The organism is Tatumella morbirosei (genome assembly GCF_000757425.2).
Taxonomy (GTDB): domain Bacteria; phylum Pseudomonadota; class Gammaproteobacteria; order Enterobacterales; family Enterobacteriaceae; genus Tatumella; species Tatumella morbirosei.
Map to the genome: position 1 here is coordinate 1,369,868 of NZ_JPKR02000003.1, position 22,536 is coordinate 1,392,403.

Annotated in this window: 17 protein-coding genes; 8 read left to right on the forward strand and 9 right to left on the reverse strand. The window is 49.4% G+C overall.

What is annotated here, in order from left to right:
- Nucleotides 1-222: 222 nt before the first annotated feature.
- From HA49_RS09195 to HA49_RS09220, 6 genes are all read left to right on the forward strand, one after another.
- A complete protein-coding gene (locus tag HA49_RS09195) occupies nucleotides 223-1,062 on the forward strand; it encodes a YPO3983 family protein (RefSeq protein ID WP_038022315.1) in 840 nt (279 codons plus the stop codon).
- Nucleotides 1,059-1,529: a DUF943 family protein gene (locus tag HA49_RS09200; protein WP_038022317.1), complete on the forward strand. Its 471-nt coding sequence runs from the start codon at nucleotides 1,059-1,061 to the stop codon at nucleotides 1,527-1,529. Before HA49_RS09195 ends, HA49_RS09200 begins: the two co-directional genes overlap by 4 nt.
- A gap of 323 nt (nucleotides 1,530-1,852) precedes the next feature.
- Nucleotides 1,853-2,707: a YPO3983 family protein gene (locus HA49_RS09205; RefSeq protein WP_038022319.1), complete on the forward strand. Its 855-nt coding sequence runs from the start codon at nucleotides 1,853-1,855 to the stop codon at nucleotides 2,705-2,707.
- Entirely contained in the window at nucleotides 2,691-3,155 is a 465-nt protein-coding gene (locus HA49_RS09210; protein WP_038022321.1) for a DUF943 family protein, read from the forward strand. Before HA49_RS09205 ends, HA49_RS09210 begins: the two co-directional genes overlap by 17 nt.
- A 326-nt stretch (nucleotides 3,156-3,481) precedes the next feature.
- Nucleotides 3,482-4,204 carry a hypothetical protein gene (locus HA49_RS09215; RefSeq protein WP_038022324.1) on the forward strand — a complete coding sequence of 241 codons (723 nt, stop codon included), beginning with the start codon at nucleotides 3,482-3,484 and terminating at the stop codon, nucleotides 4,202-4,204.
- A gap of 2 nt (nucleotides 4,205-4,206) precedes the next feature.
- Nucleotides 4,207-4,680: a hypothetical protein gene (locus tag HA49_RS09220; protein WP_038022327.1), complete on the forward strand. Its 474-nt coding sequence runs from the start codon at nucleotides 4,207-4,209 to the stop codon at nucleotides 4,678-4,680.
- A 368-nt stretch (nucleotides 4,681-5,048) separates the two neighbouring features.
- Here HA49_RS09220 and HA49_RS20580 read toward each other — a convergent pair whose 3' ends face one another.
- The 8 genes from HA49_RS20580 to HA49_RS09265 form a co-directional block, all read right to left on the reverse strand.
- Complete coding sequence (locus HA49_RS20580; RefSeq protein ID WP_038022329.1) at nucleotides 5,049-5,525, reverse strand: hypothetical protein; 477 nt, start codon at nucleotides 5,523-5,525, stop codon at nucleotides 5,049-5,051.
- Between the two features lie 368 nt (nucleotides 5,526-5,893).
- Nucleotides 5,894-6,457 (reverse strand): Ail/Lom family outer membrane beta-barrel protein, encoded by a 564-nt coding sequence (locus HA49_RS09235; RefSeq protein WP_038022331.1) that lies wholly within the window; start codon nucleotides 6,455-6,457, stop codon nucleotides 5,894-5,896.
- 26 nt (nucleotides 6,458-6,483) lie between these two features.
- Nucleotides 6,484-7,023 carry a hypothetical protein gene (locus HA49_RS21800; protein ID WP_038022333.1) on the reverse strand — a complete coding sequence of 180 codons (540 nt, stop codon included), beginning with the start codon at nucleotides 7,021-7,023 and terminating at the stop codon, nucleotides 6,484-6,486.
- 66 nt (nucleotides 7,024-7,089) lie between these two features.
- Nucleotides 7,090-7,533, reverse strand: a complete 444-nt coding sequence (locus tag HA49_RS21665) for a hypothetical protein (protein ID WP_038022336.1) — start codon at nucleotides 7,531-7,533, stop codon at nucleotides 7,090-7,092.
- Entirely contained in the window at nucleotides 7,530-15,866 is an 8,337-nt protein-coding gene (locus HA49_RS09250; protein ID WP_052752463.1) for a two-partner secretion domain-containing protein, read from the reverse strand. The genes HA49_RS21665 and HA49_RS09250 overlap by 4 nt, the downstream gene beginning before the upstream one ends.
- A 196-nt stretch (nucleotides 15,867-16,062) precedes the next feature.
- Complete coding sequence (locus tag HA49_RS09255) at nucleotides 16,063-17,664, reverse strand: ShlB/FhaC/HecB family hemolysin secretion/activation protein (RefSeq protein WP_425427724.1); 1,602 nt, start codon at nucleotides 17,662-17,664, stop codon at nucleotides 16,063-16,065.
- A gap of 659 nt (nucleotides 17,665-18,323) precedes the next feature.
- On the reverse strand, nucleotides 18,324-20,150 hold the full coding sequence (locus HA49_RS09260; RefSeq protein WP_046791731.1) for a chloride channel protein: 1,827 nt from the start codon (nucleotides 20,148-20,150) through the stop codon (nucleotides 18,324-18,326).
- Nucleotides 20,147-20,938: an HPP family protein gene (locus HA49_RS09265; protein WP_084706393.1), complete on the reverse strand. Its 792-nt coding sequence runs from the start codon at nucleotides 20,936-20,938 to the stop codon at nucleotides 20,147-20,149. The genes HA49_RS09260 and HA49_RS09265 overlap by 4 nt, the downstream gene beginning before the upstream one ends.
- Nucleotides 20,939-21,036: 98 nt before the next feature.
- Between HA49_RS09265 and HA49_RS09270 the strand changes: the two genes are divergently transcribed.
- Nucleotides 21,037-21,474, forward strand: a complete 438-nt coding sequence (locus HA49_RS09270; protein ID WP_046791732.1) for a MarR family winged helix-turn-helix transcriptional regulator — start codon at nucleotides 21,037-21,039, stop codon at nucleotides 21,472-21,474.
- 153 nt (nucleotides 21,475-21,627) lie between these two features.
- Here the strand turns inward: HA49_RS09270 and HA49_RS21975 are convergent, their stop codons facing one another.
- A complete protein-coding gene (locus tag HA49_RS21975; protein ID WP_281177699.1) occupies nucleotides 21,628-21,750 on the reverse strand; it encodes a hypothetical protein in 123 nt (40 codons plus the stop codon).
- Nucleotides 21,751-21,953: 203 nt separating this feature from the next.
- On the opposite strand from HA49_RS21975, the gene HA49_RS09275 reads away from it, so the two are divergent.
- Entirely contained in the window at nucleotides 21,954-22,385 is a 432-nt protein-coding gene (locus HA49_RS09275) for a carboxymuconolactone decarboxylase family protein (protein ID WP_038022339.1), read from the forward strand.
- The last annotated feature ends 151 nt before the right edge of the window (nucleotides 22,386-22,536 follow it).

Here is a 22,536-nt window from a genome sequence, read left to right on the forward strand (position 1 = left end):
GTATTACATATCTCAGAAACCCTGATCGTACTGAGTCGCTCAAATGACCTATTACCTTATGACATTGTCATCGACGTACTGAACGCCCAACATGTTACCGCCCAACCGGGCTAAAATCTAAAAATCTCCGCCAGGCCTGTTTAAAGTTTACACACCTTCCCTTCACCGGTTACTATTCTCTGTGAAAAATATCCCGGATGATTATACAAGGAATGTATATTTATGGCCGCACTACAGTTTCCCTGCACTATATTCAAAACCCAGAGATGGATGGATGACTACACCGCCAGTGATATGCACTGCGGTGATCTGACCGAAGGACAGTTAAAATCCGATTATCAACTGGATTACATATCAGATCAGGTTGACCCTTACACACTCACCCTTCGTTCCTCAATGGGTCGCCCTCAGTCCATGTTCTGCTGCGATCTGCGCGGCCAGGGTGAAAAGATTAGCCGCCAGCAGTGTACAGCTCTGCTGTTTGACGAATTCCGCTCGTTATCCCGCAAGTTTTCCCTCTACGGGCCGTACAGCCACCTGATCGAAAAGATGATCACCCATATGCAGTACGGTAACGGTTCTCCCTTCAGTGATACGGCGTTGAACAAGGCTCTAAAAGAACAGATTCTTAAAGACAGGACAAAAAATAGTACTTATTTAAGATTGCGCGAGGTTATTGAAAAATATATTGACTGGGATAAAAATAATTATCCGGCACACGAGCAGAGTAAATTAAAAGAAATGGTTCGTAGTGGGAAACTCCCTAAACTTGACTGTTTCCGCTATAATTTTAACGGCATGGGGATTACCGTCCATGACACATGGGCGACGCATATCACCATTAAATCTCTAAATATTAATAATGACCGTTACCGGGCCATGGTACACTACAAAGCTCAGGACCATTTTGGGCTTGATAGTGACGATATACTGAATACAAAATTCAGCCAGTTTCACTTCTTCCGTATATGGTTCGTGCTCCAGCGATACAATCAGTTTGGCATCAGGCCATTTATGACTAATATGGAAGCCACCATAGAAGTTACAGGGACTCGCAAATGAGAGTTAAAAATACCAAAGCTATTGTCCCACTCTTTCTTGCAGCCTGCGTGTTGCTTGTCTACTGGCTTTGGCTGTCTCTCCGTCCTGTAGAGATTGTCGATATTCATCACAGAAGTAATGGTTTCAGTGATGTTTTAGTCACTAATTTCCCGCCGACTGATAAAGGAAAAATTAACTGGTGGTTAAAAAACAAAGATGTATTAAAAGATAAATATAGCATTCCAAAACCTGATTCATCTGGCTACTTTTATGTCACTTTCTGGCTTTTTGGGGAAGGATATAAAAAAAAGGGGAAACATGACAGACTTTGTTTTGATGATATGAAGACAAAAGTAAATTGCATCGAAAAGCATGCTGTTTTCTCCGTGGATAAAAGCAGAAATATTGGCGAAATGTTCACCGTGTACGATGGTGATAATTATCGTCTGGACCCCGGCGGTGATATTATAAAATTATCATCTAAATAGGTTTTCCATTCGTATGTGGACTACAGTCAATTATCCATGCATCCGGTATGGATCAGCGGTAAGGAAGTAGAAAAATTATTAATGAGTTTTCCTATGGGTTGAAAAGATATATCGAGAAACTTCCGGTCGTAATGAGTCGCCCGGATGACCTATTACCTTATGACATTGTCATTGATGTACTGAAAGCCCGACAGGGTGCCTCCCCACCGGGCCAAAATCTGAAAAACCTTGGCCAGGCCTGTATAAAGTTTACACACCTTCCCTTCACCGGTTACTATTCTTTGTGAAAATTACCCGGATGAATATACAAGGAATGTATACTTATGGCCGCATTACAGTTTCCCTGCACTATCTTCAAAACCCAGAGATGGATGGATGACTACAGCGCCAGTGATATGCGCTGCGGTGATCTGACCGAAGGACAGTTAAAATCCGATTATCAACTGGATTACATATCAGATCAGGTTGACCCTTACACACTGACCCTGCGTTCCTCAATGGATCGCCCTCAGTCCATGTTCTGCTGCAATCTGCGCGGCCAGGGTGAAAAGATTAGCCGCCAGCAGTGTACAGCTCTGCTGTTTGACGAATTCCGCTCGTTATCCCGCAAGTTTTCCCTCTACGGGCCATACAGCCACCTGATCGAAAAGATGATCACCCATATGCAGAACGGTGATGGTATGCCTTTTCGTGATATCTCGCTGGACCAGGCATTGAAAGAGCATATTATCAGGGATTCCTCAAAGGAAAATAGTACACGTCTGTTATTGAAAGAAGCATTTAATACTTATATCAATTGGGAAAATAAATTCTTTCCAACGGGAGCGAGAAACCGGCTTAGAAAAGCTATTCTGGATGGGAAACTCCCTAAATTTGACCGTTTCCAGGATAATTTTAACGGCATGGGGATTACGGTTCATGATACCTGGGCAACGCATATCACGATTAAATCTCTATATATTAATAACGACCGTTTCCGGGCTGTGGTGCATTACAAGGTTCAGGATCATTTCGGCCTTGACAGCAACGATATACTGAAAACAAAATTCAGCCAGTTTCATTTTTTCCGCATCTGGTTTGTGCTCCAGCGATATACTCAGTTTGGCTTTAAACCCTACATGACCAATATGGAAGCCACTGTAGAGATTACCGGAGGGCGTAGTGAAAGTAAAAAGTAAAAAAACGCTTTATGCGCTGTTATTGGTTGGCTCCGCCCTTCCGGGCGTCCTCCTGTGGTTATCGGTACGTTCAGTAGAAGTTGTAGCGGTTCATCAGGATAGAGAGTTTAGCTCTGTTCTGGTAAGAAACTTTCCTTTAACTGATCAGGGTAAAATAAGCTGGTGGCTAAAAAACAAGGATATGTTGAAAGAAAAATATAATATTCCAGAACGCGCAAAAGATGGGTTTTTCTCCATCATTTTTTGGGATTTTGGCGATGGTTACAAAGAAGAAGGGAAATATGACAGACGTTGCTTTGACGATATGAAACCACCTATTAATTGTATAGAAAAAAACAGAGTCTTCTCAGTTAGTGACAGTAAAAACATGGGAATTTCTTTTACTACTGATGCTGAAATATATCGTATGAGGAAAAACGGGAAGATAGTAAAAGATGGGACCGATTAGAGCCGCTCCCTGCAGTAGAGTGTAATAAAATCATCCACCTTATCTGGCTGACCTTCCTCCGACGTTAAATAACCTGGCTCCGGCAGAATTTTTCCAAAAGTCATCCAAAAGGCCAGGAGCACTGATTTAGCCTGGCAGGGATATTGGGAGGAGATCAAAAAAACGGAAACCTCAAAAAGTGTCTGGAACTAAAAAAGGTCTACTTACAAAACACCTGTTATAGGACTATTCTCACTTCTTTGCATCACATTCTTAAAAGTGGCTATTTTATTCCCAATAGTCTGTTTGTTATATTTTGACAATTGCTCACCTTACAGGGGCTGAAAATGGATACTGCTTTGCTTAGTACGCTGGACTCTGACGGGAAGGCGAAATTTGAAAGTGCAGTAAATGCCTTACAAGGGAATGTCTCTGCAGCCGCGGCCAGGCTCTCAGTCGATCCCCGGTTGCGTCTTGAGTATTCCAGACGCATTAAAGAAATGGCAGCAGATTTAAAAGCCAAAGCGAATAGTGGCATCATTAGCTGGGAAAAAGCAGCATTGGAGGCTCAGGAAACCAGAAATCTGATAATGGATATGGTACGCACCCGGAGCACGCCGCTTGGCAGAGCCATGGCTGAAAGGATGAAAACTTCTGGCGTGACACTTAATGAATTAGTCGCAAAGAAAACTGCGTCTATGTACGGGTCAAGGGCTGACTTTAATCGCTTATCAGAAACGCAAAAAAATCAGGTGTATGCCAGGATTGTAGAGTCGGCAGGTAAATCCAATCCTCAGGTTAATCTGAGAATGTTGAAATTATCTCGCGCGGCTAAGGGCTTAATAGTTCTGTCTGTAGGTGTATCGATATATGAAATATACACGTCAGAAAATAAAGCCTCTGAAACAGGCAGGCAAATTGCTATTAACGGAGCAGGTATCGCAGGCGGCTGGGCTGGCGGCGCGGTTGCCGGTCTGATGTGTGGACCCGGTGCACCTGTATGCGTGTTATTAGGCGGATTTGTTGGCGGTGCTTTAGCGGCATGGGAAACAGGCAACTGGTGGAAATAAAGATGGAACAAGTCTCTACACTATCACTATCAGAAGTCAGTGAAGCAACAGATACCACTCAGGCTCTTTCCGAAGTCCTGATTGGCGCTAACTCAACGGGGATTATTATTCCAGGAAAAGTGCTTGAAGCTGCAATAAGAGTTGATGATCGCCACTATCTCTTATTCGTGACGGACGACATTATTTATGAGGAAATGCTGACACTGCTGCTGCTTGATCTCTCTCAGGGTGTAATAGAGGAACTGACTATCGGAGCCGCTTATTCTTCAGGTTACTTCGAAGATTTAAAGGTTTCGCCCCACTCCGCCAGCTTCCGCTTTATCGGTGATACCAGCTGGACAGTCAAAGTATCTTTATCTCCCACGTTTAAACTGCCGTTTTCCGATCCTCGCGGCGTAAACCGCCCAATGGGTTTGAGAAAATACATAGATATCTCCGCTAACCCTGCCCCAGCCAGGGCTGACAATAGCCGATAGAGTAACCCGGAGTCTCTTTGCCAGACCTTCAGAACAAATCCGGTTGATTCCAGAGGGAATTGCAGGCTGCACCCGCCACCCCCTGTACTGCGGCCGTGGCCGCCTAAATCCCTTGCTGGATGGCGCTGCCAGTACCCCATTTCTGTTGGGCGGTTTTGTAGCCGGAAGTTTCTTTCAGGGCTTTATCATAAGCGGCACGTTCTTACTTCGTGGCGTTTATGCCCGGTTCTCTGACGCCTTTCGCCAGCAGACCCATTCCAGACCGAGTCTGCTCTGGTGTCAGATTATTATCATGGGAATACTGATTCTACTAGTCAACCGCCTGTTCATAGTTCATCATCCCCTATTGTAGTTTAAGCGCATTATTCTCAACTACAAACTTTACCATTCCACGTTTTAACAATTTCATGTGTAGTTAAATCACTGATTACTATATTTCCGGCACCTTTTATATATTCCGGATCTTTAGCATAAACCTCATATTCATGATTTTTTTCCGGTACAAAAGAGATACTTTCCTTATAAACAATATTGCTCCCATAGTAATCAGGAATACTGTTTGCGTTAACGATCCTGTAACTTCCCCCTGCCCTTATTACATATTCCTTCACCTTTTTATTACCAAAACTGCTCAGGGTTTGCATATTTATTTTTTTCGAGAAACCAGTGCTATAATCAGCAGAGCTTAACAACGACAAGTGAAAAGTTGAAGTCAGTTTTCTGGTTTCTACCTCTTTGTAGCAATCACCATCCCACTCATAAAAAACCAGACTGAGCTTACCTTTATCCAAAACTCTTATCTTCGCCGCATCACTTCCGCTATAATCTTCAACCGCTCGATTCATATCAAGTTGGCAGCCAGACAATAAAAAAATGAATAAAAAAAATTAAAAGCATTAGTGAACTTCATAAATAATCCTTTAGTTATGTTAATTATAGATTGGAAAAAACTTATTAATTTCAGTTAATATGAACCGCAGCTTATTACGTTAGCATCCAGCTATCTTGGTTCACTTCAAACTTACAGGTCTGTAAGTTCAAACACCGGTCTTTATTCTCATTCCCGGCTGATTAAGATAAAACCACGGGTAAGTCCCGTTGGCGATTTTCGCGATAACTGCGCCATCCACAAACTTGCCTACAGATGCTGCCGGACCGTAATTCGTCATCCCGCCCGGCAGGCCAAGTGAGTTATTCTCAACTTCAGTCAGGATTAGAAGCGGTAGCCAACGCCCAGGTTAAATCCATTTATTTTATGTTTTTTCACAAATTTCACATTGGTGCCTTCATAGCCGATATTAACAGAGGAGTTTTCTGTCGGGTTAACAACAACACCAGCACCATAGGCGAATGACGTTGCACTGCTGCTGAACTTTTCTGAATACTGAGTAAGATAGGTCGTTGTATCTTCCACTTTTGCCTGAGCTGCCCCAATAAGGGCATAAATGCTGACATAATTATTAATGCGGTACGCCGGTCCGGTCAGCAATGAGTAGTATTTCAAAGTCTCATGACCGTCATATCCGCTGGGATCGCCGTGAAAATCGACCCGGTATGAATAGTCATTGTCACCTTTCATGTAACTGAACGAGCCGATAACACTGACAGGAGAATCCCATTCATAGCGATACTGGATATTTATCCCGCGGATATTTTTAAAATACCCGACTTTACTCTGTGCATAACCGACTGAGACCGTGTGAGTGTCAGCCTGCACGCTGGTATTGGCAAAAAGACCACCACAAATTAATGCTGCCATCATAATTTTTGCTTTCATTAGCTTTAATTCCTTTTAAAAATGAGTCAATCAATTGCCCGCGCCTGAACGCAGGGCTTCACTACCTGCCCCTCCATCCGCCGTAGACACCGACTGTTTTTTCGCTTCGGTGACCGGGCCGGTATTTTATTAAGGCATCTGGCAGATTCAACGCTGAGGTGTACGTGAAGCAGCCATGCCTGATTCTGTAAAGACTCCCCCGGTTTTACCTGATTGTTCCGATAAGCCGGGTCTACTGTTTCGCTGTTGCTCCTTGCCAGAGAGGTTCCTACGGCTTGTCCGGTTGCTATTTCGAGGTTTGGATCAACTTCTTTAACAACCCCAGGAACCTTCTTACCAGGTAATATAATCCCGGCCAGATCATTCAGGGCTGTTACGCAGTAACTATCCCCTGCTGTACAGAACGCCAGCGCCATTGCCGCATCGGCTGCGTAATCCACGCTACCTAATGCCGCATCGCCGGTATATGCAAGACCGTTAATGACGGCGTTGGCGATAGAAGAAGTCGTGCCCTCACCAGGTTTATCCCTGATCTGGTTTTTCAGGGATTCAGCGGCCTGTTTCACCGTCGCTCGCGCCTGGTCACCACTAAGCGACTTATTCTCAACAACAAATTTCTCAGAAAAATAACATTATCTATACCAGAGCACATATATTATTGATGCAATGTATAAAATACGGAGCAGCCATAACGAAGTGCTAGCCATTCCATAGGTTTTCCCTTTGAGGAGTATACTAAAAAATCCTTTCTGCTCTTCAGCTACCCTATTGAAGCGGTCAGCGTATATATAAAAATATAAAGCGATACCCCAAGTTATCACTATCAATGGGAAGTAAACTGCGCCCTCACCATCCCTAATGAATTTAAGGATATAAGATAGTGGAAATCCAAGAAACAATGCTATTCGTCCAAATAACAAACTGAGAGTTCTCTTTCTTAGGAAAAAAATGCCACTAAAATACTCGTTCATACCTATTGGGGAGGCAAGGGGGAGGTTTGTACTTCTAGCATAGTGATAGAATGACATAAGAAATATTGCCATTGATAATATGATCGTGATGATGTCAGGGTTCATTTTGCTTTCTCCTGGTTAAAATCATAATGATAGAATTCAGTTCCAGAAGAACCATTAACATCTACTTTTTCACCGGAAATATTGGTTGATATACCACTCCATCCCCATGCTGGACCTACTCCAAAACTAAAGCCAACACCATCTTTTCCATAAGATACCTCGCTAGAAATGATACCAAGCCCTAAGCCTACGGAATTATTTCTTTTGGAATCAATAGTCCCAGGGAAATATGGACCAAACTGAATCCCCATCTGCCCAGAGATACGCCCACCGACAGCTAATGTTTCTCCACGATTAGCTGAAATCTGATATGGGTCTATACTCGTATCAAAGTAATAACCGGCCCCTGCGCCTCCGGCTACTTCACCTTTTACATATGGTTTAACTTTATACTCTGTTCCCCAGGAAGGTCCTTCTCCGGTAGCAATTCTATTTAACCCTTCTTGAGTTTGTTCCTGTGTCAGATTGTGGTCTACCGCATACTGGCTCCAGGAGACAACAGCCTGCCCGTAATTCATCATACCTGATGGGAGGCTAAGCGTATTATTCTCAACGGTGGTTTTACCCGCCTGTGCAGCGGCTACCGTATCAACTGTGCTGTCACCAGTCAGTCCGCCCGCAAGACACGCCGCCAGCGTGGCCAGGGCGCTCACCGTCTGTTTCTCGGTCTCAGACAGTTCACTGACCGGTTTTCCATAGGCATTTATGGCTATCATTCCGGTCATTTCTGCCGTGGCCGCGCCTGCCGCACCAACCAGTGCATTGTTGCCCTGAGCCGCTGCCAGTGCAGCATTCACCGCCGCATGTGCCAGCACCTTACCAGCATCATCCAGCCCGCTGCTGCCGATAATATTCGCGATGTAAGGCGCTGAACCACCCGCTATCGCTTTCGCAATATCACCACCGGCCAGCCCCTGTACCGCCGCCGTGGCCGCCTGGATTCCCTGTTGCAGGGTGCTGCCCGTGCCGTAAGGGGCCATCGCCGTGTTATAAGCCTGCTCCGCTATCTGCTCTGCGGTCGGGTTCAGATTACCTTTACCTGCCAGCGTTTCCTTCGCAGCTTCAAGCGCTGCCGGGTCTTTCTTCGCCTTCAGCCCGGCAATTTCGCCCTGCGTCCGCGCTATATCCCCGACCTGGCTTCCTATCTCCCCTATCAGCTGCGCTTCCTTAAGCCGGTTTTGCTCCTTCTCCTTGTCAAAGATTGGCGAAAGCGTCTGATTGGCATGCTCAACATCACGGCTCAGCCCGTTAACGTCTTGCTGCTGATCATCCTTATTGCGGATATTAATGGTGCCTTCACTGACTGCCGCATAAATGACGGAACTGTCGCTGTCGCTGCCGTTAAAACCCACCAGCAGGCTGTTGGCCATATTGCCCACAAACTGGCCACCCACGCCACCACCCTTGCTGGCCCCCACACTCTGGTGCTCAACCTCATATTCCGCGCTGTTGCGGATATCGCCGAATCCCAGCGTACCGGTGTCCAGTTTATTCCTGTCAGCCATGGCCGTCGACCCGATCACCGCGCCGTTTAGCTGAGTGTGTTCACCTACCGTCACATCAAAACCGCCGCTGCCGGCAAAGATACCCGTCTGCTCCTGCACACTCTGGTAGCTGCTGTGCATTTTGTCCCGGCTCAGGTTCACCGAACCGCTACCACCGCCCGCACCTGCACTGGCGCCCGCGCTGATATTTTTCTGTGTCGAATCGTAGTTGTCAGTATCCTGTTCGCTGGTCAGGGTCAGATGACGTCCCACATCCAGAATCACCTTCTCGCCACTGACCTGCGCTCCGGTCAGGGTCGTGTCCCTGCCACTACCGATGGTCAGCTGATTTCCGGCATTGACGATAGTCTCAACATTGCTGCTACCGTTGCCGGTCTCTGAACCTCTGCCCTTATTCACGCTGGCATTGACTGTTACGCCACTGCTACCCTGACCAAAGTTAAAGCCTGCACCCACTGACGCGCCGTGGCTTTCATTTTTGCCCTCAAGCGTCTGACTGTTCAGGGCAGAGAAAAGATTCACGTCCCGCGCTGCGTTGATACTCACATCTCTTCCGGCCTGCAGCTGACTGCCCTGCACGTTAATATCGGTCCCGGTAGCATTGATTGTCAGATTATTGCCCGCCGTCAGCGTACTGCCCTGACTCTGGTTCTGCGTACTGGTCTGCGTTGATTTTGAGGACTGGCTGCCGTACGAAAGGTTGATACCCACCAGGTTGCCATCACTACCACCGGCTTCAGCCAGAGACACCGACTGCACTGCCTGCACACCACTGAGTACTGATTTCATTCCCTGTAAAACTGCCAGACGATCGTTACTCTGCTTACCAACCTCACGTGCCCCCATTACCGCGGTGTTAATTGCGCTTCCTGCCGTGCCGGACAAGGCCAGTGTCAGGCCGCTCTGTTTTTGTTCCACGGTATGGGTCTGCGAGTTCTGGTTTGCTGCCGACAGGATATTGACCTGTTGGCCGGTCAGATTTAGATCTTTCGCTGCCAGTACCTCTGAACCTTGCGTGCTCAGGACGTTGCCCGCCGTAAGATTCACATTGCCTTGTGTGCTGCCAATGGTGCTCCCCAGGCTGGTTAAGCTTTGTCCGTCATCCGTAATTTTCAGGCTGCTGCTCCCGACACTGAATCCCACCCCTCCCGTCGCGGAAAAGCCGGATTTCTTCTCTTTATACTGATGTACTTCCTTACGGGTTTCGTCAGCGGTATTAATCGTCAGGTTGTTACCTGCGGTTAGTCCGACGTCCTGTGTACCGGTAACGCTACTGCCGGTGACCGTCAGATCATGTCCGGCCTGTATAGCTACGGTATTGCCGCTAAAGGCACTGCCTACCGCGCCCTGGCTTCGAATTTCATCATGGGTGGTGACCGATTTTTTGGAAAGAAATCCGCTGCTGCTCTGGTGACTGTTCTCAGTCAGATGATAACTGTCGTTACCGTAGGTGAGGGTAAGGGAGTTTCCTGCCATCACATTCAGGTCATCCTGTGCAGTAACCGTCGCGGCACGGGCATTGAGGTCGTGCCCTGCGCTCAGAGAGACATCGCCACTGCCGTTAATCATCGTGCCGTTATCCAGCGACTGAGTCAGGGTACGGTTATTACCGCCCCCCCAATCACCCTTTTCACTGTGAGTGGTCGTCAGGGTAGCCAGGTTCAGGTCATTTCCGGCAACCAGTTGCGTCTGGCTACCGGCACCGACATTGCTTATCTGGCTGGCGGTCAGATTAATATCGTGCCCCGCCTGCAGACTCAACTGACCGCTGTCGTTTTGCACATAAATTCCGGCAGGGCGATCGAAGGTAATGTTGCCCACGCTACCACTCAGCGTACTGCTGCTGTTGATATCACGTCCCGCGATGGCGGTCAGGCGGTCAGCGGCCTGTAAGGTGCCGCCGGTATTATTGATATCAGTAGCTGCCCGCAGAATCAGCTGATTGCCAGCCATAAAGCCGCTATTATTGAGGTTATCCGCAGTAAGCTGCGTGACTTTCCGTCCGCTGATATGCCCGCTGTTGGTCAGGTCCTGACTGACATTTAGCGCAATATTATTTCCACTGAGTAACGCGCCACTGCCATCCAGGTCACCACGCTGCACCCGCGCATACACCTGTGGTACCAGGACACTTTGTACCGTGCCATCAGCCAGAGTGACCTCTTTTTTCACCAGCCATACCATGTCGCTGGTCAGCAGGGCCATTTGCTGTGGAGTCAGGGCCACGCCCAACGAGAGGGAGTATTGCTGGCTGAAGGCGACCCCGGCGTTCATCAGCGCCTGGTATTGCTCTTCGTCATTACTGTAACCCGTCAGATATCGGTTACCGGTCAGGTTCAGAATCTGTTGTTTAATCAGTTGTTGCTCGTAGTAACCGTCACCCAACCGTTTCATCAAAGCGTTCGGATCGTTGGCCAGGGCGTTTTGCATGTAGTCACTGCTCAGCCATTTTTTCTGTTGGGTGAAACGTGGATCGGTTTCTATCAGATAGCTGGCATCAACCGCCGGCTGTAGATGGAACAGGCTGTTATCCGGCAGGGTAATATCGGGGCTTATCAGGCGGATCACCGTATTATCGTCGCCCGGAGGTATCACATCGACAATCTGCCCGGAAGGTGGGGTGACCGGCATTAACCCGCTATCGGCCGTGATATTGCCTGCATCAATAATCGCGGTATTGTCACCGGCGGTATTGCGTCCGGCTACCGTGAAGCCACTGCCGCTGGCCTGCGAGTTACCCTGCCAGGCCATGGTTTGCAGATCAATGGTCTGGCTGGTCGCGGCTGGCTGGTAGTTACTGCGGTCTTTTCCCTGAGAGGTCTCCGTCCCCCCCCATTTGCCACCCGACTTTTTAGCATACCAGTGGACCTGGGTACCAATATCGGTGATCACCCTCTGGCCGACAGTCGCAATATTGTTCAGTTGGTTAATGATGCCACCCAGCAGGCCCCCGGCCACAATCCGGCTATCGTGATTATTGACCTGATCACTTTTGATAGTCAGGTTGCCTCCGGCAATCAGCTGGCTGGGGTCGCTTGCCACCACCTGAGTCTCGGTGACGGTTCGGGTGTAGATATATTCGTAGAAATCATTATTGCGCGTGCCATCGGGCATAATCGCATCTTGCACTTTGTATTTGTTTTTATAGCTGTGATCAATATCCGCCCAGTCAAAGCGGTTAACCGCCCCCTTGAGCACGGCTTCATGGTGGTCTGATTTTTCTACTACTACGACCTGCGTCACTAAATGATCATTGATATTATTGATCCGGTCGATGTTCAGCGTCATATCCCCGGCAGATTCCAGTGTCGAACTGCGGTTATTAAAGACCGATGCCTGTCCCGTCGCCCGCCAGTCGTTATCCAGCGTACCGCCAACCCGGGCACGTCCTGCACTGTAAATCAGCCCGTGTTCAAGGTTATTGATCTCCGCTGCGCCAATATCCAGCTGCCCGCGCGCCGCAATCGTCGCGGCGATGCCATTTTCAGCCAGGTTGTTCAGCGTAGCGGTTTGCAACGCAACATGGTCGCCGTACAAACGCCCGGTGCCGCTATTGGTCAGGTTTAAAGCGACAATATGAGTCAGGCCACCATCCAACAGCCCCCGGTTGGTTAAATCATTAGTCAGCAACAGGTGGTTTTCCCCTCCACTAATTTCAGCCGGTTGCTGGTTGTCGAGACTGCCGGCATTGAGTGTCAGTACGCCACCCGCTTTGATGATTCCCTGGTTTGTCAGGTTTCGGTTGCCCAGATTCAGGTTCAGGTCACCGTTTGCGATTACCCTTCCCTGATTGAGGTAAGCCTGTTGCAGGACTAATGACAGGGTGCCTTGTGAGAGCACACTGCCATCCCCGGTCAACGACCCGGTGGTCAGATTCAGTTTTTTTCCGGCAATCAGCGTCCCTGAGGTATTGATAAAGGAGAGAGTGTCAGCCCCGTCAATGTTCAGTACCGAAACTGACGACATAAGACCGTTGCTGTTATCGAGACTCTGTATCCCGGTGATTTCCAGTAAATCTGTCGCCCGCAGGATTCCCCCGGCATTATCAAAAATGCCGCTGTTAAGGGTGACCGATGAGCCCTCAATGCCGGAGTTATCAGCCTGAGTGTCACGGTTAATCAATTGACCGGTGGTGATTGAGAGATGAATACCACTGCGGATCAGCCCCTGAATGTTTACCACCAGACCTTTGATCGCGTTTATCATCGCCGAGCCAGCCACCTGGATTTGCCCTGCCGTGTTATTAATGCTGGCGGCGTTCAGCTGTGCATCTGCGGCCACTGAAATTATGCCCCGGGTATTATCGAGCGACTGGCCCTGAGTATTGATTTGTGCAGCGCCCGAACTACGGATCTGGCCGGACTGGTTAATTAACGCGCCGCTCAGCAGGTTCAGCGATTGTCCCGCTCCCATCAGCCCTTGTGTATTGTTCAGCTCCGCGCCTGAGGTATTCACAACCATCGAGGTCCCGGCCTGTAATAGCCCATTTCGGTTGTTGAAGACACCTTGTGTGGTGACCGCCAGATCTTTATTGCTGACCAGACTTCCGTTGAGGTTATTCAGTTTTCCTGTCGCCAGCCTTACACCGCTGGCACCAATGTAGCCCCGGGAATTATCCAGTGAGCCACTGTTAAGCGTCAGAGTTCCCTGGCTGAGAATACCGTCCTTGTGGGTGCCGAAACGGTTGCTCAGGTGGCCATCCTGCATATCAAGTTGCATATCGCTGCCGGACTGCAGCAGGCCATTGTCATTATTAAGTCCGGTACTTTGCAGCGATAAGTTTCCCCCCGCTGCCAGGCTCCCTGATTCATTATTGAGCGAGCTAAGCGTAATGATGCGCAGCGATCCTCGTTGTGCAGCGGTCAGCTTTCCGTTCTGGTTGTTCAGGCGGGCAGCCTGCAGATGAATATCGCCATTCGCCGCCAGGCTTCCGGCCTGATTATCCAAAGTGCCGGTCACTGCGACTGACATATTAGTGCTACCGGTCTGCAACAGAGTACCGCCGCGATGCGAGAAAGTATCTGCTGTCAGCATAATCTGGTCAGCCTGCGTGGTAGCGTTATCCAGCAGCAATTGCGAGGTATTTAATCTCAGCCCCCCTTTACTGAACAACGAGCCCTCCGCACCCACCAGTTGGCCGGTCATCACATCCAGCGAGCCAGTAGCATAGTGAGCGACCTGACCTTGCTGATTATTGAATACCGCGGTAGACAGGCGGAAATTATTACTGTTGCTGGCCAGGGTGCCGTTAGTGTTATCGATGCTGTCGGCAAAGGAGAAGATCAGGTCGTGGCTGCTGAGTTGCTGTATCAAACCGTTGCGGTTAGATAGTTTGTCTGCACTGAGGGTGAGCTGTCCGGCGGAGAGCTTGCCGCCATTGTTATTTAGCGTGCCTGAGGTACGGGCAGTAAACTGCGCCCTGGCAGACAGGGTGGCACCGGAAGTGCTGATATCCCCGGTGGTGGCCAGCAGCGACACATTGTCGCCATAAGTCTGGCTGCCGCTGATATCCAGCTGCGTGCCTTGTGCCGTTAATCTCCCGGCGGCGGAGTTTTGTCCTTTAGCCGTCAGTCTGCCCTGGCTGGTTAAGCTGAGATCACCGGTAGCCACCTGTGAACCGTCACTACCCATCCCTGCCGCCAATACACTGGTTTTACTACTGTTAATACCGGCCGCACTCACCACCGTATTGTTCTGCGCGGCAATCACGCCGCTGTTGGTCAGGGTACCCCGGCTGCTCACTGTGGTATCGGTTGATGCATACAGATGGCCCTGGTTATCAAGATTACCTTGTGTGGTCAGCTGTAGATTTTTGGTTGCCGTGATATATCCGCTATTGCTGATACTTCCGTCAGCATTAACCACCACATCTCCGGCCGAAGCACCAATATTACCGGCGTTATGCACCCCAACCCCACTTTCCGTACCCACCAGGCGGATTTTATTGGCGTACATCCCCCCCAGCGCCGCCACATCAATCGCAATGCCCGACAATGCACTCTCCCCGGCGGCTTTGGCGGTCACAACGTTATGCGCTGCGTCTACCACGTTATGTCCGGCAGTGACTTTCAGCTCTCTGGCCCAGACTCCTGCATTGAGTTTCACCGCACGGGCAATCAGATCAGTGCTGTCCTGCTGGCGACTGTCCATACCTGCGCCATTGACGACAATGTCGCCCTGGCTTACGTCATAGCCAGTGATCTGCCCATTATTTATCTGTACCTGACCGGTGGTGAGAGTGGCCCGGTTGGCGTTGATAAAACCACAACCGTTACAGGTAATGCCTGACGGGTTGGCGATCACCACCTGCGCTTTACTCCCGGCGATTTCCACAAACCCATTGAGCTGGCTGGGATCCCGCGAGTTAACCTCGTTGAGAATAACTCTCGCCTCGCCTCTCGCCAGGTTCGGGTTACCGGCAACCATCCCACCCAGTTGAGTCTGCACGTTGTTATGGCTGTTGTTCAGGATGACGCCTTTACTATCAACATCAAACTGGTTGTATTTATTGCGCGACACCCCTGCGGCACTCGGGGACTGAATATTGACCTGAGGGGTACCGTTAGCACTGTGAATAATGGTGGGCTGCTGAGCGCCAGGTGCACGGCCATCTGCGACAATCCCTGCCTGTACGGGCTGTACTGCCCCGGACGCCAGTAATATCGCAAAACAGAGAGCATGAACTTTTCCCGTTAGCTGACTGCAGGTTTGAACAACTCCACAGTGAGGAGTTGAAGCTGCGGTACGGCCTGCACCTGCAATATCAGCCACAACCATCATCAGGCCGCGGGCACGGTTAAACACAATACGGTACAGATTGTTATTCATAACAGCGTCCTTGCTATAAAATAAAGTATTGCTACGCAGCGATAACTGCCCGGATATCCATCCCTCTGCCGCTGTAGGAAGACAATATTTTCTGAAAAAATGAAACACCCTATCCTGGTTTGACCGGCAGACTTAAGCCCGTGAGCCGTCCCCCGGGCAATGCTGTTCGGGGCGGCAAGGTTAACCTCCGGGTCTCTCAGTATTGCCAGTTAAGGTTAAAACCGATCGAAACCGGGTCGGTTTTGAAACCCTCAGGTTTAGAAAACGGCACGGCGGCAAACAGCTCGTAACCGGTGTTAAAAGCCGAACCGCGGATACCAACAGCGCCCCCGGCCAGGTGGTTACCCACCAGATATTGCGAGCCATTCCCGCCCACCTCACCGTAATCAACCCCCAGATAAAGTTCCTGCGCCGAAACCGGGGTTGCCCAGGCGATGTCATTGCGTACATACCAGCCGCGATCGGCGTTCAGTGTGCGCTCACCGTCAAAACCACGGACTGTCCAGCGATTACCAATGGCAAACTGATCCTGTGGTGTCAGCGGCGTGTTGCTGAACTGCCGTTGGTATCGCAGGTTGTAATGGAACTTTTGGTTCACCAGCGCGAAAGGAATATCCAGCTGTGCCGATATCTGGACAATTTTGCTCAGTGCCGTAGCATCGCCGAAATATTCCTCCGGGGCAGGCTGTGCGCCGAACCAGCGGGTGCCCCGCTGATAGCTGATGCCCGCATCCAGCGTGGCCTGAGAAATATAGTGACGGTGTTGTAAACCAATGCGCCATGCCGCAGTACGACGGCGTTGAACTTCCACTTCCGTATCATCAATGTAATTTTTTGAATCACGGGCCAGTACATCGTAAGTCAGGGTGGTTTTCTGACTACCACTACGGTGCAGGATGCGGCTGAGCTGGAAACCGATATTGCTGCTTTTACCACGGTAACGATAATCACCGTTGATACCGGCAACCGTCTGATAATATTGGTAATTGTTGGCAGTCATGCCAAACATCCAGTAACCCACTGGCACGGAATAATGACCGGTAATATTATCCGAGCCTTTTCCACCCTGCCTGTCCAGACTGCGGCTACCCGACAGATAGAACAGGTCGCTGAGCGAGAAGGGATTATCCAGCGACAGAGTCAGCCCGCCCTGATATCGCCCGGTGCTCCGGGTACCCGAATCATCCAGGGAAGTCCCTACCCGCCACATACGTTGCTGTTGCCACAGCAACGCAATATCACTCTCTCCGGGCTGGCTGGCAGGTAAAATTTCCATGCTGGCCCGTACCGTGGGCAACCGCTGCAGATTCTCCAGCCCTTGTTCAATATCCCGGAGATCTAACAGCTGGCCTGCATGGACAGGAAACGAGCTATACAGCGTGATGTAGTGGTCACTGTCCGGCGTCAGTTTTATCTGCCGGACACCTCCGGCAATGACCACCAGTTTAAGTTTGCCACTGTTGAGATCCTGCTGTGGTGCTAATACCCGGCTGGTAATGTAGCCGTGGCCCACCAACCGGTTTTGCAGCGAGCTCATCAGCAGATTGATGCCTTTGCCACCCAGGCAGTGGCCGGTCGCCTGATTGCTGATACGTTGCAACGGCAACCAGTCCGGCAAGGTCTCTGTACCCGAAAGGATAACCTGCGATATAGCAAAACACGGTGTTTCCTGCGGGAAAATAATGCGGCCAAAATTGCCGGCAGACGGGGAAAGGCGCACTTCTGGCGCATTTGGGGTGAGGCGTAGCTCTAAAGCCCGCTGTTGCTCCTGCTGATGGATTAGTTCTCTGTCACCCACATTCGGCGTGCGCCCGCCTCCGGCGACAGGAGGCTTTACCCAAAGCGTGGGGGGCACCGGAGTTGCAGTGACTGACAAAGAGCATAATGTCAGCAGAGTGATGCAGGTGCAGCACAGCACCTGATAAGCAGGTTTAATCACTTCTCATATCCTTATGAGCTAAACACAAAACATCCTTTTTGTGCCGTAACTATTTTCGCAAAATTACACTTACTATAAAAAATATCAATGAAATGATCGGCAAACCTACCAGTAAATTTTTGTTTTGTGATTTATGACGCTTAACCCTGAATGCAATAATCAGGTGACAATTTATGACAGATGCTCAGCGAGGTGACGGCGTGGCGACTTTATAGAAAGAACCCGCAGTGAGTGTCAGGAGTTGTTACCAAAACCAACTCTGTTCAGGAATGAAACAGAATATGGACTTATGCGAAAAGAGACCGGGATTAAGCACCGTTAACCAATACGTAAACTGTTATCACACTGGAGGATGCCAGATTAACCACAATGATGAATGGCTAGCGAATATGGATATTTCCCGGCAAAATTACATAATCAACATTGCCGGGCCCTGTCAGACCGGATTAACTGCAAACAACGCTAACCGATCCTGGCTATAGTGACGTCACAACCATACTCTTCATCCCATGTCAGAATCAGATTAGCTCATTGGTCCCTGCCTGGCGTTGCTTTTGATCTTTGAGGCGCCTCGAATGTGCAGCTAACAGATCCCCACGAGTGATTATGCCTGTGATCTTCGGACCCGGGCCGTCACTTATTACCAACAGTCGCCCGACATCTGACTCAACCATATAATCTGCCGCCTCCCGCGCGGAATGTGTTTCGCTTATCGTCAGCAACGGACGGGTAAGACAATCACCCACGGTCATACCCGGTGGCAGACTGGTATTCGAGATATCCTTACGGGTAATCACCCCGATAATATGTCCGTTAGTTTTGACAGGATACCCCTGATGCTGAGTTTCTCTGCTGTTTTGATCCAGCCACTGACGCATGTTTTGCACGGTGCGGTTAGCTTCGATAAACACTACGTCCCGGCTGCAAATCATGCCAACACTGATGGTCGCCAGGTAGTCACTACTGTAATCAGACGGTACTCTGACACCCCGACGATGAATTTTCCCGGTCATAATGGTTTGCTGCATCATCAGTCCGGAGACCAGAAAGGACGCGGTACAGCCCGCCAGCAATGGCAGTATGCCATGGTATTGTTGTGTGGTTTCAAACGCGAAGACCACAGAGGCCATAAAAGCGCGGGAAGCCCCTGCAAATAATGCCGCCATCCCGACCATTGCGGCGATTCGCGGATCAATTCCCAGTTGTGGAAATGCCACACTAATTGCGGTACCGGCAATCCCTCCTAATGCCCCGCCAACCATAAACAGCGGAGCCAGAGTCCCACCGGAAGTCCCACTGCCTAAGGCAATTGACCAGGAAAGGAATTTTAATAAACACAGTACCAGCATCGCATTCACAGCCATATGGCCGTTCAGAATAGCGGAGATATTGTCGTAACCTACACCGAGGGTCTGTGGTTCGAAAAATCCCACCACGCCAATCACCAGTCCGCCAATGGCCGGCCAGTACATCCAGTGTAATGGCAATTTCTCGAAAGCATCTTCCACAGCATAGATGAACTTTGTTACGACAACAGCCACCACCCCCAACACGGCTCCCAGCAGTGTATAGGAAATTAACGCAGCAACCCCGGGTTGTTGAATATGAGACATAGCAAATACGGCATGGTCCCCTTCCAACACATAACGCAAACTGGTTGATGAAACTACGGCGACAATTACGGGGACGAGTGTGCGGGCCCGGCGTTCAAATAACAATAGCTCAACAGCCAGCAAAATGGCTGAAACCGGTGCGTCAAAAATGGCGGCCATCCCCGCAGCAGCTCCAGCTGCCAGTAAGGCTTTGCGTTCATCGGCAGTCACGTTGATTATCTGCCCAAACAACGATCCCAGTGCCCCTCCGGTTGCAATGATTGGGCCTTCAGCACCAAAGGGGCCTCCGGTACCAATCACAATGGCGGAAGAAACCGGCTTTAACCAAATCATACGTGGTGGAATTCGGCTTTGGTTTCGAAGTACCTTCTCCATCGCTTCAGGAATACCATGGCCGCGAATTGCTTTCGAACCCCATTTTGCCATAGCCCCGACAATTAATCCGCCGACTACCGGTACCAGAATAACCCATAGCCCGAGGTGGTTCATCGCCGGACTGCTGAATTCAGTAGAAAGCCTGCCATAAAAAGTATAATTGGTAATCAGACCAATCAGTGCCAGTAACCCTTTAGCAATCAACGCTGCCGCAATACCTAAAGGAATACACAGAGCAGATATCAGCAATACTCTGCTATCGGTGAACAATGATTGTCTTGCAGGTATTGAAGATTCCGGTGACGGGGCCAGCGAAATTGTGTCATGTACCCGTCCTGAAGAGTGTTTAAGGGTCATTGTTTCAGACTCGTCTTTAGCGGAGAATGTGGAGGGATAACAGAAATATCCAATGAATCCCGAGGCCCGGCGTTTTGGTCTGTCGATCTGAATTCAGCTCTTTTTTCGGCCTGTACAAGAATATCGATCAGCTCGTTTTCATCGATATCAGCCAGATGACCACGTTCGGTCAGTTCAGCATGCAGGTCGACAACACTGATTCCCGGTCCGATGGATAATACCGGTTGTTGCACAAGCCTGTCTGTCTGGTGTCGGGAATAAGGATAACGACGCCTGAACAGGTTATTCAGTATCAGAGCCGATGCAACAAGCAGCAATGAATCCAACATCACCGGCATCAAAACAAAATGATACCCGAGATGAGTGATAGCAGGGCCGCCAAGCACTGCAGTCGCCGCGACAGCTCCACTGGGTGGATGGAGGCAGCGCAAGAAAAACATTGCCACAATGGCTAATGCTACCGCACAACCGACGGCAAGTGCTGTATCCTGTATCCATAACGCGCAGGTCACCCCGCAGAACGAAGCCAACAGATTGCCGCCAATAACAGCACGGGGCTGAGCCAGCGGGCTGGACGGAGCCGCAAATAGCAATACTGCTGATGCCCCCATGGGAGCAATCAGCCACGGAATGTCCTGAGCCAGCAGGTAATGGGATATCCATGCGGTCAACATTAGTCCCAGAGCGGCTCCGCAGGCTGACGGAATATACCCGGGGTCTCTACTGAGCAACGATGAAGGTCTCAGGCTACACAAGCTTTGATAAATTTTTAGGAACGACGATTTCATTATCATCACAGGGAGGTTAAACATGATTTATATCATACTATGATATAAATCATGTTTGCTTCAACTTTAATCATGTTTTTATAAAGTGAGTATCCGACATGAAAAAAAGCCAGTATGAGGCGCTGTCTGAGTTTCGCTATCAGCTCAGACGTTTTTTGCACTTTAGTGAGACCATCGCCCGTACTGAGGGGCTAACGCCTTTGCAGTATTTGCTGTTGTTGCATATTGAAGGATTTCCCGGACGTCACTGGGCGACGGTAGGAGAGCTGGCTGAACGCCTGCAGATGCAACATCACGGTACAGTCGCACTGTTAACCCGCTGTGAAGCTCTGGGTCTGGTGGAAAGAAGAAAGAACCAACACGACCGCCGTCGCGTCGAGGTACACCTGCTGGAGGAAGGACGACGCAGGCTCGAAAAGCTGGCGGCACTGCACGAAGCTGAGCTGAAATCCCTGAAAGATATTTTTCAGGTCAGTCAGATTACTGCCTTTAATAACGAAACCTTGCCATCCGGTGACGGGAAAATCAATTCATAACCCTCAGCATTAACCGTATCAGTCACATTTGTTCAGGCTGTTTTATCTTGTGGTTTGACAGCATACTGTTTCCTGTCAGCCCCTGATACAGAGATGATCGCTGAATGGTAAATCAACTCATGTCAGGTTGATGTTATAACAGATGATTATACGTTATTTACTGATCACCGACTGGCGGACGTGAATCCCGGCTCCGGCATCACCTTCGTAACGATAAGTGCTGTTTTGCATGGGTTTTCCAAAATGGTCGTAAACCATCGGTAAGCTGTCTCTCACTCTGTGGTTTAAGCCTTCCTCACCTTACTGTGCTGCCCTGTAGTCTGTACATGCGCTGCTTAGTCAAAAGTCTCACTCTGTGCTTAACATCATATGAGGCACTATTTTGAGCATTCCCGGGAAAATGACGGGTTTGAAAACAATTATGCTGTAAGGGCTGGCCAGAATTACCCATGATTGTTGCCCAAACGACAGGATAGAAAATGAAACCTCTTCGTCTTGCTTATGCATCGTTGTCTCCTGAAGCTTATCAGGGACTAGTATCGGTCAAAAAAGCCCTGGAGAAAAGCTCATTAGGGAATAACCTGACTGAACTTGTCTATCTGCGCGTCTCACAGATCAATGGCTGCTCTTTTTGCCTGGAAATGCACTCAAAATCGCTGCGTGAGGGCGGAGAAAAACAGTCCCGACTGGATGCAGTCGCCGGATGGCATGTCAGTACTCACTTCACTCCCCGGGAACGTGCAGCACTGCAATGGGCAGAATCTCTGTGTAATGTGGCCGACACCCATGCTCCTGACAGTGATTATGACAGCCTGAAAGCACATTTCACCGATAACGAAATCTCCGATCTCACTTTTGCAGTCGCACTGATGAACGCATTTAACCGACTGGCGATCGGCATGAGGCAGTAGTTGGCTGACGACAGAAACAGAGTAAAGGGTCGGCAGGCCCTTTCTGTCATCGGTGATAGTATCAGCCAGGCAGCGACGAATTCTCTGATATACACTTTACCGTTATTGATGCATGTATCATTTGGCGGCGGACAATATCTTTGCATAAGGA